Genomic DNA, 13861 nt, shown 5'->3' with positions numbered 1-13861 from the left:
GCCAATGAAGCTACGAGACCATCAGGCCAGTAACCTGCCCTTGATCGGCGAAAGAGGTCACGCGGCTTGATACTCAAAGAGTGGGTAATGTGCGCCGGATATCTCTCTTTTCATTCATCAATATTTTATTATATCGCAATACTTCACATGCTTTTGAAGAATGCGACTTATTATTTAAACTCTTATGCCTCATCTCCGGTCCAAAATGAGTTGGACCGCCTCGACATGATCGAGACGGCGTAGACGGCCGGAGGCCGTGCGTGCGCTGAAATACTGGAAACAGTAACGGTAGCGACACGGCATCGACTTCATGTTTTCAATCGCCGCGACCGAGACGCTGCCGCAATGCGGGCACGGCACTTTGCCATTCCAGCGATTGGGCTTGAAATATCGCTGACCAGTCTCATCTTTCTGGAAATACTGAGGATCTCGGACAGGTTTCTCCCGTGATCTGGCCAGCCGATAACGATCCTCAAAACGGGCGGTTACAGGCTCGTCGGGTATTCAGGCCCCCTTTTCTTCCGCTCCCCTGCGGCAGGTGCGCCGCAGAAACGCGCGAAGGCAAAGGGAGCAAAAGCGGTCAGACTAGCGGCAACGCCCATGAACCCGTGACGAAATGAGGTTCAGGAGGATAACCGGGTGTTCAGCGCTTCTGGCGGCCGAGCGCCTCGCGTGCCGATTTCATCTGCACGTCGGTGAAGGCCTTGGCATGGGCAGCCAGATCGCGGCTGTCGTCCCAGAGATTACACCAGATGCCCAGGATCCCTTCGAGCGGCTGACCGACCACCGCAGAGGAGAAGGACTCGAAGGTAATCGGTCCCTGATACTGAATGCTCTCCAGCGCACGGAAAATGCTGGGGAAATCGACAGACCCCGAGCCCAGATAACCACGATGGGAATCTCCGGTATGGAAGTATCCCAACAGATCGCCTGCTTCACGGATAGCCTCGGCTGAATCGGCTTCCTCGATATTCATGTGATAGCAATCAAGATGCAGCTTTACGTTCGGCATCTCGACACGTTTCACATAGGCAATGGCCTGATGGGCCGTATTGAGCACGTTGGATTCGTAGCGATTGACCACTTCCATGCCCAGCGTGATGCCACTGGCCTGCGCCTTTTCGGCGACGCGACGCACCACCTCGATGGAGCCACGTACGCCATCTGCCGTAACCGGGGTCGCGTATTTCTGGAAAGCGGAATAAAGAATACCGCAGACATGGGTTGCGCCGACATCGCGCGCGAGAGAGATGGCATCAAGCAGATGCGCCTCGCCGCGCCGGACACGCTCGGGATCGCCCGAGGAGATATCCATATCGGCAGTCAGACCAAAGGACATGGTGATGCCAAGACGATTGGCCTCGAGTTCGCGCAGTGTGGCTGGCACGTCGAATGCCTTGATGTCCATGGTCGAGGCCTCGATCAGATCATAACCGAGTTCGGCCGTCGAACGGATCGCCATGGCGGCGTCTTCTGGCGTCCAGCCAGCAGTCCAGACGAAAGCGTGAAGTCCAAGCTTGTTCATGAGCGTTTTCCTGTTCTGGGAGGTGCGGTCGACCCGCGCACCGCAAGCGTGCAGGGCACCCGGACCTGCAGATAGGCAGTGCTCTCGCCCGCAATACGTTGCATGAGGCGTGCCCAGCCCTGCACCCCAAGCTCTTCCACCGGTTGGCGTATGGCCGTGATGGGCGGGAGCATGGCACGCATCCATGCGTAGTCATCGTAACCGATAAGCGACACGTCATCGGGCACGATATATCCGCTCTGGTGCAGGCACCGGAGCGCCCCCAGAGTGATGGAATTGGTCAAAGCAATAATCGCTGTGGGCGCGTTTTCCCCCACCAGCAAAGCGCCTAGAGACGGGATATCGTCTTCAACATGATGGCCAACTTCCAGAACCTGCGGCTCAGGCAGACCTTCACGGGCACAGAATGCCCGGATCCCGGCGCAACGCTCGCGAATATTGGCCAATGAAAGCGTCGTAGCCACAATGGCAATACGACGATGGCCCAGCCCGGCAAGACAGGACGCGGCTTCGGCGGCAGCGTGTTCGTTTTCCGCGGCAACAGTATCAGCCTGACAGACATGCGGCAGACGATCGATCACGACATAAGGTACCCCTGCCCTGTCAAGCAGGGAGGAGTCCTCAAAACGATCGTCGTTGGGCAGAACGATCATGCCGACCGGACGCCACGCCAAAAGGGCCTGGAGCCGCGAGGAGGCCAGTGCGGTATCCTCGCCAGCGCTGGCAACGATGATATCGTAACCATCACGAATTGCGCAGTCCTCGAGGCAGGCGATGATGGCCGTGAAAAACGGATTATCAAGGCTCGGCACAAGAACGCCGATGATGCGGGTGCGCCCTTCACGAAGCTGCATGGCTGCCCTGTCAGGCAGATAATTGAGGCTCTTGATGGCCGCTTCAACACGCTGACGCACGGTATCGGAAACGTTTTTGCGGTTGCGTACTACGTTGGAAACAGTGGCCACCGAAACCTGCGCGGCGTCTGCAACATCCCGGATCGATACCTTGGCAACCTTGAGGGCCATGCTGATACCCGCGGTTAAACGTTTAACTTTTCCTGAAAGTTAAATGTACTTCGGATATCCCGTAAATGACATTTCCGTCATCATGGAGTTGTAGCGACAGGCTGGGCGGCGATGGGGATGCTTTCACGCGGTCCGCGCGCCAGCGCAGCGCGAACCCTCGCATGCGCCTTCTGCCCCTCGATCAGGTCAGGGTCATCAACTCTGCGATGCGCCATGGGGCGAGGGCAAGGCTCGGGCCTCACCCCCAAGAGCCTGGTATTGTTGCCAGCCCAGTCATGGGTAAGCGCTATCGTCATCGTCGCTGACGACCATCATTCCGCCTGCCGGACCCTTCCGCGCAATATCGCTATTCTGGCGCGCCAGGACGCAGGATGCCTGAGATTCGTCGTTTACGAGGATCGTGAAAACAGGGGGTGATTTGCCATCAATGAAGGGTAAGAGGATGAAGTCAGCCTCCAGCACCACCTTGAAACCGACCACGGTCTCAAGGTCTACAACAAGATCTGGAAACTTGGTGGCAAGATAGACAATATGTGGTGCGCAATCATGGAATAACCGCCGAGGGTGCGCCGCTTTTACCGTCGCACCATCGGCGCACCGGCTCCTGAACGAACGGAGATCATGGTGACGTACTGAACAGGAGCCATGAGGCCGGTCTCAATCTCGCGCGGGAGACAGGCAGGCCATCAAGGCTGACGATCGTCCCCTGCATATGGCTGCGATGCCTTACGCTGGCAGAGGGCACTCTCAGATCGCAGGAGCAACGGGCAGTTCGTTCACAGTCACCACACGCCACACACCATTGATCCGCTCGATGATGGATACCGAAAGGTTCTGGATGGAAAAGCGCAGCCCCGTATCGGGATGGACATTGAGCGCGTGGGAAAGGGCAGCACGGATTGCCCCGCCATGACTCACCACAACCGTATCCTGACCGGCATGACGATCAGCCATTTCATCGAGCGAATGGCCGACACGGGCGCAGACATCCAGCATGCTTTCGCCGCCCGGCGGTTGCTCGGAGGCCGAGAGCGACCAGAAATCATGGGCGGTCTGACGCAGCTTCAACGGGAGTTCCTGATGGGGCAGATTATGCCACTCCCCCATGGATTGCTCGGTAAAGCGCGGCTCAATGGTCATGGTTCGCGGGCCATACCCGGCCTCGAAGATAGCGCGTGCCGTGTCCTGCGCCCGCTTGAGGGGTGAGACAACCCAGTTGGCCTCTGCAGGAAGACGACGCCCGAGCGCCGTATAATAGGGCACCTGCAACGCCAGATGCTCGGTGCAGAGCTCGACATCCATCGAGCCATAGACGCGCATCCGGGCCGAGGCCTCAACGATGGCATGACGGATCAGCCAGAAGCGGGTGACGCCCGATGGCAGCTGCATGGAATCGAGAAAATGACCATGGGCCTTGGGATCGGTAGCAGGGGCCTTGTCAGTCTGGGTCATGATGCGCGGGGCTTTCTCGGCTGGTGGGCATAAGGGGCATAGCGCGGCTGCGGATCGACCGGCGCGAGGCGGGTCCAGTGATCGAGGATGACCGTGATCTTTGCCAGAGCCCGACGCACATCGGCAAATTCACGCTCCAGCCGAACAGCATTGGGCAGACCGGCATGAGACGGCTCGCCCGAAACGAGACGCGCCCCGGCGCAAAGGCGCAGCGCTCCGGCATTCTCGCCATTGAGGGCCGGATGGGGCACGGGCACGGGCTGACCCAGATGACACAGGAGAGGCGCAAGCTCCTCACCTGGCACCCAGGGGGAAAGATCCGCGTTCAGCCAGCGATGCAGCGCGCGCGACCTTTCGAGATCGAGCGGTTTCTCCGGATGGTCAGGGTCGTGCACCAGAAAGGAGAATACGGTCGGGATCGTATCCCACAGGATCTCGCCTTGCACGTCGCGCCGGTCGAGAGACGGCATGGTGAGCAGGGTCAGCGCAGGGTGAGCCGCGATTACCTCATGGGCGTGGTGCTCGAAGCGACGCAGCGTATCGACAATCTGCTCAGCCGGTACAGCGGCAAAAGCCTCGCTCTCGGCAAGGGCAGCCTGCCAGCGCAGGGCAAGGCCAAGATTACCATCGCAGCCAAGCGGCGTGGGCGACGCCGTATGGGGCCAGTCACATTGATGGAAATAGGCGGCAAGCCCCTGCGGCAGACTGAAATGCGGAAGCGCTGCCGTGAAAAAATCGGGCAGCAGGATCGCGCCGCAGAAAGGAGGTCCGGTAAGGAATTTTGAGCCTGTGGTCATGACGAGCATGCCGGCGCGCACGAGAGAGGTGATGCGATGCGGTGCCAGCCGGGCCTGGCAGGCGTCGACAACGAGCGTGATCCGCTCGGGGTAGCTGGCCGCAAGGCGACACAGCATGTCGGTACAAGGCCCGACCAGCCCGGTCTTTGACATATCAAGCTGATGCAGGATGACATGATGACCGGCTTCAAGCTCCTCCCTCACTCCGGCCTCAACCTCCTTGTTGAGATCGGCGCAGGTTCGCGGTGTGCCATCGGCCAGACGTATGTCAATGCCGCGTATGGTCGTCTCGGCAGGAAAGCCTTCGAGATGACGGGCCTTGTCGGCCGAACTGCCCAAGGCGGTTCCGGCGGCAAAATGCCGTCCCTGCGCCGCCAGCGGGACACCACTGCCCGTTTCATCGGGGGCAATCAGGATATTGACGATGGCACGCCCCTGCGCACGCATCAGCCCCATGGCCAGCACGGCCAGCTCGCAATCCGTTCCCGATGCGGCAAGGATGACATTGTCGCGTGACCCAAGCCCATAAAGCGCGGCGATCTTCTGGCGCACCTGCAAACACGCCGCCTCGCGGGAGGCCGCACCATCCCCACCGGTCAGCGCATCCAGCACGAAAGCGCGCCTCGCGCGCTCGGCCCCCAGATATCCCCGCTCGGACAGGGATGACGCGGTGGAGGAGGAGAATGTCACCGCCCAGGGTCGGGGCCGATGGGAACACCCGTACCGGTTCAAACCGGTTTCAGGGTTGATGACGAGACGTTCGTCGCCGCCATCGGCCATCAGATATTCAGCCGGGGCCAGACACGACCAGAGGGGAGCAAGGCGGGCAACAAGACCATGACTGTCGCAGCCATCGCGCAGGATTTCAGGCGCGACATCAGGCAAAAACTGCGTCAGGGCGGGCCAGAGCGCTGCAAGGCGCTCGGGCGGCGGCGGCTGGCTGGCAGCAAAGTCGCTCAGCCATGTCAGTTCGGGCGGTAGATGGGGCGTGACACAATCGAGACGATGAAAAAGGGCGGCCACGCGCGCAGCGACCACGATGGCGACAGCCTGATCGTCAACAGGCAGTCCCCGGCACAGGAAATCCAGTTCAAGCGCGTAGCGCAGCAAGACCGGCGCGATATCCGGATGCCCGAAGGCAATGGCACCGAGGGTGATGGACCGATCCGAAACAATGAAGGGCCGTGTCAGGCGGGGCGACAGATTGAAGACGACCTGATCGGACAGGGTTTGCAGGTCAGGCCGGTCCAGTGCCGCCAACAGGCTGTCTGTAATGTCTTCTGCCAACACGACGCTTTTCCCCCTTTGAGGCGGTGGTTTATAGCCCAACCCCGGATGAACCCCAAATCACCGAATGTCACGGATTACCCAGCCTGTCGGGCTCACGACATCCATCCGGCAATCATCATTGCGGCGAGAGATACCCCCACATCCGGTCTTTCAGCCCTGCCCGGTCCGGCCTGAAACTCATACTCTCTCAGGCATCATGCCCTGAGGAATGATGGGTAGTTGTTCCCGGCATAAAGCGATCAGTCTTTCCCTGAACCAGCGATGCGCCGGATCGGCAGAAAGTCTCGGGTGCCAGAGTGCAGAAATGGTAATGGCAGGCGTCTCAAATGGCAGGTCGAAAACACGAAGGCTCTGATCCGCCCGGATGGATGATCCCGGAACAAGGGCTACCAGATTGGTGGCGGAGGCCAGACGCAAGGCATCATCGAAGGCGGGCACCACCACTTTCACCGTGCGGGTCAGGCCCTGCTGTGCCAACGCCCGGTCAACGGGCCCCGCTGCACTTCCGCGGCGCGAGGCCACAACATGATGGCATTGTGCATAGCGCCCCGCCGTCACAGGGCCATCGAAAAGAGAATGGGTACGCGCCGCCACCCCATAAAACCGGTCATGGAACAGGGTCTTCATGCGCATCTCGGGTCCGAAATCACCGGGTCCGATGACGCCAACCTCCAGATCCACCGCACCCTCCCGCATGGATGCCGCTTCCTTACTGCGCCTTGGCAGAAAGACGAGATTCACCCCCGGTGCCTCTGACAGAAATACCTGCACCAGCCGCGTTGCGCAGGCCTCGATGAAGCCTTCATTTGTCCGCAGCGTGAACTGCCGCTTCAGCGTCCGAGGGGTAAAACTCTCCTGCACAGGCGAGAGAAGGGCCTGTGCCTGCATCGCCACCTCCCGCACCGACTCACCCAGAGCAAGCGCGTGCGGCGTTGGCACAAGCCCCCGGCCACCGCGCACCAGAAGAGGGTCGCCTGTGCTCTCACGCAGCCGCATGAGCGTGCGGCTCATTGCTGAAGGACTGAGGCCCAGGCGCCCTGCCGCCTTTACGACGCTACGCTCTGACAGGAGGGCATCAAGCGCAACCAGAAGATTGAGATCCATTTTCATCACCTGGTGGTCTTTCCGGATGTCGGATCCGCAGAGATCCAACATATTTAACCTTGCTGAAGAGGCGTTTGGTGCACTGTTAAGTTGCATGCGATGCGTCTGGCGCAATTGATGGAGTCACCGCATTTCTGGCCGGTCTCGAAACCGCACAAGGAATTTCCGGCATGAGCGACTTCAACTCTCCCGCCCGCCCCCCTCATCTGCTTCTGATCGGCGCTTCGCGCGGTCTGGGCCTGGCCCTTGCGGGAGAATTCCTGACGCGAGGCTGGGAAGTTACCGCGACGATACGTGGAAATCCGGGCGCTGACCTTCGTCAATTGGTCGAACGCTTCGCGCCTTGGCTGCATATCGAAAAGCTCGACATGACCGAGGCGCCCATGATCGAAGCCCTTCGGTCTCGTTTGAGTGACTCGTTGACCTCTGCTGTGTCCGAAAGCCCGGATCATCTGGCAACACCTCTCATGATGCGTCCCTTCGACATGCTGTTCGTCAATGCAGGGACGACAAATGCCCAGCCGGATCAGCCCATCGGTCAGGTAAGCAGCTCGGATTTCATGCAGGTCATGCTGACCAATGCCCTTGCCCCCATGCGCGTGATCGAGACACTGGAGTCTCTCGTGACCCCGCAGGGACTGATTGGGGTGATGTCTTCAGGGCAGGGCAGCGTCAGCAATAACAACGCGGGACGGCGCGAGCTCTATCGGGGCAGCAAGGCGGCACTGAACCAGTTCATGCGCTGCTACGACGCGCGCACCGGCCAGTCACGCCCCCTCGCGCTCATTGCCCCGGGCTGGGTGCGTACGTCACTGGGTGGGCCTGATGCACGTTTCTTGATTGGGGAGAGCATTCCCGGCGTGGCGGATGTCCTGATTGCCCATCAAACCGGTAGCGGCCTCATCTACCGCGATTTCAAAGGCCGTGATGTTCCCTGGTGATGGATACACCCAGTATCAGGGTGATGCAGAAGACTGATGCAGCCTGCGTGCCATTTGAGGCTCTATTCACTTGAAGAAATAAAAATTGAATTCTTATTAATATATAGTAAATAATGATCTTGCAGATATAGTTGCACGAGCAGAGACGAGGCGAGCTTTCTTCCCAAACGTATCGGCTCTACCTCGAAAGAAACTGGAAAACCATGCGCCTCTCCTCGAGCCTGAGATACATATCGAGCATCTCTACCATACTCCTTACTTTGTCTACTCATTCCGCGAGCGCACAGACGCAACGCGTTTCACCGCATTTCAGGAACCTCCTGGTTGAGCACAGCGACGGTACAGCGTCGATTGGACTTGGTGACAGCAATGGTATCATCGAAGGCATGGCTACTGGCGATCAGTCAGCGCCCCGCGCTGCCGTAAGGAAGGGTAGCCCCTTTTTCGGACTGCTGGCCCTGATCGTCGTAGACAGGATGACGGGCAATGTTCGCGATGCTGTTTCTGACACCGAATTACTCAAAAAATCTCTACGAGACATGAGTATTCCGTATGACGTCGAGACACTGGCCTATTTTGCGGATGTCCTTGGAGCAGGAAACAAAATCCTTGAGGGCGACATGACCGGCTGGATCAGAGCCATCGACTCGGTGCGTAATCACTATGTCGTTCCTGTTCGGCAGGCGCTCAACATACCCGGTCTGGTATTCAGCGATCTGGATGTTCTCGAACCGAGCATTCCGGTTGCAGACATCCCCGAGCAATCGGCCGATATCGCTCCCGAAAACCATGTGGCGTTCAGCACCCCGTCCAGATTCGTCGGGCAACCAGGCGTCTATCCCCATATCAAAGGCACGCTCAACGGAGCGCCGATGAACTTTCAATTGGGAACAGGCAGTTTCATTGGTGCCATGCCCTTGGAAGTGTTCAATGCGGGCCATTATCGCGAGATAGGTCACATCGACACTTCAGTCGACACGATGGGTCGAAAGACAGCCGCACGCTATGTCATGGCCGATACGATCACTCTCGACAAAAGCACTTTCCATAACGTCATCTTCAAAGTCACGAAATCCGACTTTCTGACATTGGGTATGGGGTTCCTGAGGCAACTCCCGCACGCGACGCTTTCGCAAAATGCCCTGGATTTTGGCGGCAGCGCACCCTATCACTGTACAACCCCCATTCATCTATCAATGAACATGGATGGTACGGCCCTGAGCCTCGTCTTTCCTCTTGTCTCACGTCATGGCACGCAGTGGAGCGCCTTCTCTACGGGCTTGCAGGGTGGAACAGCGTTCTTCACGGTCACGCCCCATTTCACCCCTGCAGAGTTGGCACAATCAGGCCCAACGGCTGGCGATACGACGCATGGTCTGGGTTTCTACCGAGCCGTCGAAACCCCGATCAACACATCGCTCTACGGGGTAAGACTGCACGACAAAGTGCAGAAAATCCTGGCCCCGTATGCCCGCGCCGACTTCAAAATGTCCCTCACAGCCAACCTGCTGCTCTATGGGAACGTCTCTTACGATTTCGCCTCACGCACAGCCTGTTTTACCACAAGACACTGAGAGCCCTGCCTGCTGATTCGCCTCAATAGATATTCGCGGGAAGAGGCAGCCTTTTCTCGCGGGTAACGTTAGCGGTCGGGATTGTTGTGACGCTCTCCCCGGACGAGCGTCCCTATCCCTGAGAAACAATCAATCCGGCGACGCTGGAGGACCGTGTGCATGTCGAACGGCTGGGCTCTTCCCTTCATCCTCATCGCCGGTGCTCTTCAGGCGCTGGGCGCCACCATGAACGGGGCATTGGCGAAATCTCTCGTCAATCCGTGGCTTGCGACCTCGGTTTCGTTCCTGCTCGTACTGTTTCTGGCCATCGGTCTGTTTGCCTGCATGCCGCGCCCGCTGCCCAGTGCGGGTGATCTGGCCGGTCTGCCCTGGTGGGCGCCGCTTGGCGGCATCACGGGGGCCGTGGCCGTATTTGCGGGGCTTCTTCTTATCCAGAAACTGGGCGCAGGGCCGGTCAACGGACTGACCATCACCGCCAATCTCGTGACAAGCCTGCTGATCGATCATTTCGGGCTTCTGCGCATGGAAGTGCACAGCCTCAACCCCTATCGCATCACCGGCGCGGTGCTGATGATCGCAGGGGTCGCACTGATCGCACGGTTTTAAGAGCAGGCCAGACCAAAGGTGCCCTGACAATTCTCAAGACGCAGGGCTTTGGATCAGACGGAGGACGCAGCGCCTCATTGCCCTGCCACGCCTATCAAGTGCGGGCGGTTGGATCGTCTGGCACAAAAAAGGGGGGCAAAGCCCCCCTTTTCCTGTGCTTTCTCCCGAGAGGGAAAAGAACTCAGTTCTTAGCCTTATCGACCAGCTTGCCCTTGGCAATCCAGGGCATCATGCCACGCAGTTTTTCGCCGGTCTTTTCGATCTGGTGAACGTCGTTGCGAGCGCGAATGGCCTTGAAGCCAACGCCGCCGGACTGGTTTTCGAGAATGAAGTTGCGCACGAAGGTGCCGTCCTGGATGTCGGTCAGAACGCGCTTCATCTCGGCCTTGGTTTCAGCCGTCACGATGCGCGGGCCGGTGACATATTCACCATACTCGGCCGTGTTCGAGATCGAGTAGTTCATGTTGGCGATGCCGCCTTCGTAGATCAGATCCACGATCAGCTTCATTTCATGCAGGCACTCGAAATAGGCCATTTCGGGAGCGTAGCCGCCCTCGACCAGTGTTTCGAAACCGGCGCGGATCAGCTCGACCAGACCACCGCAAAGCACGGCCTGCTCACCGAACAGATCGGTTTCGACCTCTTCCTTGAAGCTGGTCTCGATGATGCCGGCGCGGCCGCCACCATTGGCCGAAGCGTAGGACAGGGCGATTTCAAGCGCCTGGCCTGTTGCGTTCTGGGCAACAGCCACGAGCGACGGCACGCCGCCACCCTTCTGGTACTCGGAACGCACGGTGTGGCCAGGGCCCTTCGGCGCGACAAGGAACACATCCAGGTCAGGGCGGGCTTCGATGATGCGGAAATGGATCGACAGGCCGTGAGCGAAGACGAGTGCGGCGCCCTGCTTCAGGTTCTTTTCCAGCGAGTCCTTGTAAAGCGCGCCCTGGCCTTCGTCAGGCGTCAGAACCATCACGACATCGGCCCAGGCCGCAGCGTCGGCAGGGGTCATGACCTTGAAGCCAGCGCCTTCGGCCTTGGCGACAGCCGACGACTCAGGACGCAGGCCGATAACCATATCGGTCACGCCGCTGTCCTTCAGGTTGTTGGCATGGGCATGGCCCTGGCTGCCGTAACCGATGATGGCAACCTTCTTGCCCTTGATCAGGCCCAGATCACAGTCACGATCATAATAGACGCGCATCAGAAAGACTCCTCGATGGATTGAAAGACTTCGGTACCACGGCCTATAGCGGCGATTCCGGTCCGGGACACTTCCGCAAGACCAAGCGGTTGCATCAATTCGACGAAAGCATCGATCTTCTCGGCGCTTCCCGTCAGTTCAAAAACAAAAGACCCTGCCGTCGTATCGACAGCATGAGCGCGAAATGCCTGGGCAATGCGCATGCCCTCGGTGCGCATCTCGCCCTTGCTGACCACCTTGATCAGCGCCAGCTCACGGGCCACATGCGGCCCGCTCTCGGTCAGGTCACGCACACCATGCACCGGGATCAGGCGCGCAAGCTGCGCCTTGATCTGGGCAATCACCATTTCGGTGCCCGAAGTCACGATGGTGATACGCGAGAGATTGCGCGTGGCATCAATGGCAGAAACGGTCAGGCTCTCGATGTTATAGCCACGTCCCGAAAACAGACCGACGACGCGGGCCAGGGCGCCGCTCTCGTTTTCGATCAGAACCGCAATGACGGCTCTCTGGATATCCTGTGCCATCAGACCAGCATCATGCCTTCTTGAGTAATCCGGGCCGCATTGGCTTCCTGATCGGGGCCAAGCAGCATCTCGTTATGCGGGGCGCCCGACGGAATCATCGGGAAGCAGTTTTCGTCCTGCGCCACACAGATATCCGCCACCACCGGGCCGTCATGGCGCAGCATCTCGTCAATCACGCCATCCAGCTCGCCCACGCAGGTGGCGCGCAGCCCCTTGCCGTGAAACGCTTCTGCCAGACGGATGAAGTCGGGCAGCGCCTCGCTGTAGGATTGCGAATAGCGCGAGCCATGCAGCAATTCCTGCCACTGGCGCACCATGCCCATATAGCGGTTATTCAGGATGAACAGCTTCACCGGCAGGCGATACTGCGCCATGGTGCCGAGCTCCTGGATATTCATGAGCGTCGAGGCTTCACCGGCAATATCAATCACCAGCGCATCGGGATGCGCTACCTGCGCGCCCACAGCGGCAGGCAGGCCATAACCCATCGTGCCAAGGCCACCAGAAGTCAGCCAGCGATTGGGCTTGTCGAACTGGAAATGCTGCGCCGCCCACATCTGATGCTGGCCGACTTCCGTGCTCACGAATGTATCGCGCCCCAGAGCCTGCGTGGCTTCATAAAGACGACGAATGGCGTATTGCGGGCGGATAATGGCGCTCGGGGCCTGATCCTGAACGAAACCGAAGGAGTCCAGCGCGCGCCAGCCCTCGATCTGCGCCCACCAGGGGCTCAGATCCTGCCCTTCGCCATCCCAGGCCGCCAGCAGCGCCTCGATGGTGCGTCCGACATCGCCAACCAGCGGCACGTCCACGCGAATGATCTTGTTGATCTGCGAGGGGTCGATATCGGCATGGACCTTGAACGAATTGGGCGAGAACGCATCGACGCGCCCTGTCACACGGTCATCGAAGCGCGAGCCAAGCGCGATCAGCAGGTCGCAGCCATGTGTGGCCAGATTGGCCTCGTAGCTGCCGTGCATACCCAGCATGCCCAGAAACTGACGGTCGGTCGTCGGGAAGGCGCCAAGCCCCATCAATGTGGACGTGACCGGGAAATTGGTGCGACGCGCCAGCTCGCGCAGACCTTCCGACGCCTTGGGGCCCGCATTGATCACACCGCCACCCGTATAAAGAAGCGGACGCTTGGCGCGCTTCATGGCAGCGATGGTCTGGCGGATTGCCTCGCCGTCAGCATCGAGATTCGGACGATAGGGGCGATGCAGACGGCCCTCGCCCGGGGCCGGAAGAGGCGCACTGCCGACCGTGATATCCTTGGGCAGGTCAATCAGCACAGGGCCGGGGCGGCCACCAGCTGCCACCTCGAACGCCTCACGCACGATCGGCGCCAGGTCCTGACCACGACGCACCAGATAATTGTGTTTGGTGGCCGGACGCGTGATGCCGGTCGTATCGGCCTCCTGAAACGCGTCATTGCCGATCAGTGCTGTAGGCACCTGGCCGCACAGGCAGATCAGCGGGATGGAATCCATCAGCGCATCGACCAGACCGGTCACGGCATTGGTGGCGCCGGGGCCGCTGGTGACCAGCACAACGCCGACCTTGCCGGTCGAGCGCGCATAAGCTTCAGCCGCATGAACGGCGGCCTGCTCATGGCGCACCAGAACGTGACGGATATAGTTCTGCTTGAACAGTGCATCATAGATGGGCAGCACCGCGCCGCCGGGATAGCCGAAAATGACCTCGACGCCCTGCTCCACAAGCACGCGCAGGAGCACCTCGGCACCATTGAGCGGCGCTGTCGAAGTTTTTCCGGTCTGCTGTGTTGACGCGTTCATGTGAGCGCACCCCTTTCATTGAG

12 protein-coding genes are annotated in these 13861 nt (G+C 59.6%); 3 read left to right on the top strand and 9 right to left on the bottom strand.

Annotated features, from left to right (window positions below):
- Positions 1-643: 643 nt before the first annotated feature.
- The 6 genes from ACWNRM_RS08690 to ACWNRM_RS08665 form a co-directional block, all read right to left on the bottom strand.
- Positions 644-1525, bottom strand: coding sequence for a sugar phosphate isomerase/epimerase family protein (locus ACWNRM_RS08690; protein ID WP_485170413.1), 882 nt, complete (start codon positions 1523-1525; stop codon positions 644-646).
- Positions 1522-2550 (bottom strand): LacI family DNA-binding transcriptional regulator, encoded by a 1029-nt coding sequence (locus ACWNRM_RS08685; protein ID WP_485170414.1) that lies wholly within the window; start codon positions 2548-2550, stop codon positions 1522-1524. The genes ACWNRM_RS08690 and ACWNRM_RS08685 overlap by 4 nt, the downstream gene beginning before the upstream one ends.
- 80 nt (positions 2551-2630) lie before the next feature.
- Positions 2631-2846: a hypothetical protein gene (locus tag ACWNRM_RS08680; protein WP_485172191.1), complete on the bottom strand. Its 216-nt coding sequence runs from the start codon at positions 2844-2846 to the stop codon at positions 2631-2633.
- Between the two features lie 451 nt (positions 2847-3297).
- The gene (locus ACWNRM_RS08675) at positions 3298-4002 is read right to left on the bottom strand and encodes a histidine phosphatase family protein (protein ID WP_485170416.1); all 705 of its coding nucleotides are present in this window, start codon (positions 4000-4002) and stop codon (positions 3298-3300) included.
- Positions 3999-6089 carry a hypothetical protein gene (locus ACWNRM_RS08670; protein WP_485170417.1) on the bottom strand — a complete coding sequence of 697 codons (2091 nt, stop codon included), beginning with the start codon at positions 6087-6089 and terminating at the stop codon, positions 3999-4001. Before ACWNRM_RS08670 ends, ACWNRM_RS08675 begins: the two co-directional genes overlap by 4 nt.
- Positions 6090-6266: 177 nt before the next feature.
- Entirely contained in the window at positions 6267-7193 is a 927-nt protein-coding gene (locus ACWNRM_RS08665) for a LysR family transcriptional regulator (RefSeq protein WP_485172190.1), read from the bottom strand.
- A 170-nt stretch (positions 7194-7363) separates the two neighbouring features.
- Between ACWNRM_RS08665 and ACWNRM_RS08660 the strand changes: the two genes are divergently transcribed.
- The 3 genes from ACWNRM_RS08660 (at position 7364) to ACWNRM_RS08650 (ending at position 10314) form a co-directional block, all read left to right on the top strand.
- Positions 7364-8134, top strand: a complete 771-nt coding sequence (locus tag ACWNRM_RS08660; protein ID WP_485170420.1) for an SDR family NAD(P)-dependent oxidoreductase — start codon at positions 7364-7366, stop codon at positions 8132-8134.
- 539 nt (positions 8135-8673) lie between these two features.
- Positions 8674-9708 carry an aspartyl protease family protein gene (locus tag ACWNRM_RS08655; protein WP_485172189.1) on the top strand — a complete coding sequence of 345 codons (1035 nt, stop codon included), beginning with the start codon at positions 8674-8676 and terminating at the stop codon, positions 9706-9708.
- A 159-nt stretch (positions 9709-9867) separates the two neighbouring features.
- Positions 9868-10314 carry a DMT family transporter gene (locus tag ACWNRM_RS08650; protein WP_485170422.1) on the top strand — a complete coding sequence of 149 codons (447 nt, stop codon included), beginning with the start codon at positions 9868-9870 and terminating at the stop codon, positions 10312-10314.
- Between the two features lie 181 nt (positions 10315-10495).
- Here ACWNRM_RS08650 and ilvC read toward each other — a convergent pair whose 3' ends face one another.
- Genes ilvC through ilvB form a run of 3 tightly spaced genes read right to left on the bottom strand, consistent with a single transcriptional unit; the run spans position 10496 to position 13838 of the window.
- Positions 10496-11515, bottom strand: coding sequence for a ketol-acid reductoisomerase (gene ilvC / locus ACWNRM_RS08645; RefSeq protein WP_485170423.1), 1020 nt, complete (start codon positions 11513-11515; stop codon positions 10496-10498).
- Positions 11515-12042 (bottom strand): acetolactate synthase small subunit, encoded by a 528-nt coding sequence (gene ilvN, locus ACWNRM_RS08640; RefSeq protein WP_023979706.1) that lies wholly within the window; start codon positions 12040-12042, stop codon positions 11515-11517. The genes ilvC and ilvN overlap by 1 nt, the downstream gene beginning before the upstream one ends.
- Positions 12042-13838 carry a biosynthetic-type acetolactate synthase large subunit gene (gene ilvB, locus ACWNRM_RS08635; protein ID WP_485170424.1) on the bottom strand — a complete coding sequence of 599 codons (1797 nt, stop codon included), beginning with the start codon at positions 13836-13838 and terminating at the stop codon, positions 12042-12044. Before ilvB ends, ilvN begins: the two co-directional genes overlap by 1 nt.
- Positions 13839-13861 lie beyond the last annotated feature (23 nt).

The sequence above is a fragment of the Asaia sp. A2 genome, from assembly GCF_057319415.1.
The sequence above is the reverse complement of the archived record's forward strand: the minus strand, read 5'-3'. Positions and strand labels throughout refer to the sequence as shown.

Excerpts from the sequence above, each read along its gene's own strand:
- ACWNRM_RS08690 (WP_485170413.1), bottom strand. The coding sequence starts at position 1,525 with ATGAACAAGCTTGGACTTCACGCTTTCGTCTGGACTGCTGGCTGGACG.
- ACWNRM_RS08685 (WP_485170414.1), bottom strand. The coding sequence starts at position 2,550 with ATGGCCCTCAAGGTTGCCAAGGTATCGATCCGGGATGTTGCAGACGCC.
- ACWNRM_RS08680 (WP_485172191.1), bottom strand. The coding sequence starts at position 2,846 with ATGACGATAGCGCTTACCCATGACTGGGCTGGCAACAATACCAGGCTC.
- ACWNRM_RS08675 (WP_485170416.1), bottom strand. The coding sequence starts at position 4,002 with ATGACCCAGACTGACAAGGCCCCTGCTACCGATCCCAAGGCCCATGGT.
- ACWNRM_RS08665 (WP_485172190.1), bottom strand. The coding sequence starts at position 7,193 with ATGGATCTCAATCTTCTGGTTGCGCTTGATGCCCTCCTGTCAGAGCGT.
- ACWNRM_RS08660 (WP_485170420.1), top strand. The coding sequence starts at position 7,364 with ATGAGCGACTTCAACTCTCCCGCCCGCCCCCCTCATCTGCTTCTGATC.
- ACWNRM_RS08655 (WP_485172189.1), top strand. The coding sequence starts at position 8,674 with ATGAGTATTCCGTATGACGTCGAGACACTGGCCTATTTTGCGGATGTC.
- ACWNRM_RS08650 (WP_485170422.1), top strand. The coding sequence starts at position 9,868 with ATGTCGAACGGCTGGGCTCTTCCCTTCATCCTCATCGCCGGTGCTCTT.
- ilvC (WP_485170423.1), bottom strand. The coding sequence starts at position 11,515 with ATGCGCGTCTATTATGATCGTGACTGTGATCTGGGCCTGATCAAGGGC.
- ilvN (WP_023979706.1), bottom strand. The coding sequence starts at position 12,042 with ATGGCACAGGATATCCAGAGAGCCGTCATTGCGGTTCTGATCGAAAAC.
- ilvB (WP_485170424.1), bottom strand. The coding sequence starts at position 13,838 with ATGAACGCGTCAACACAGCAGACCGGAAAAACTTCGACAGCGCCGCTC.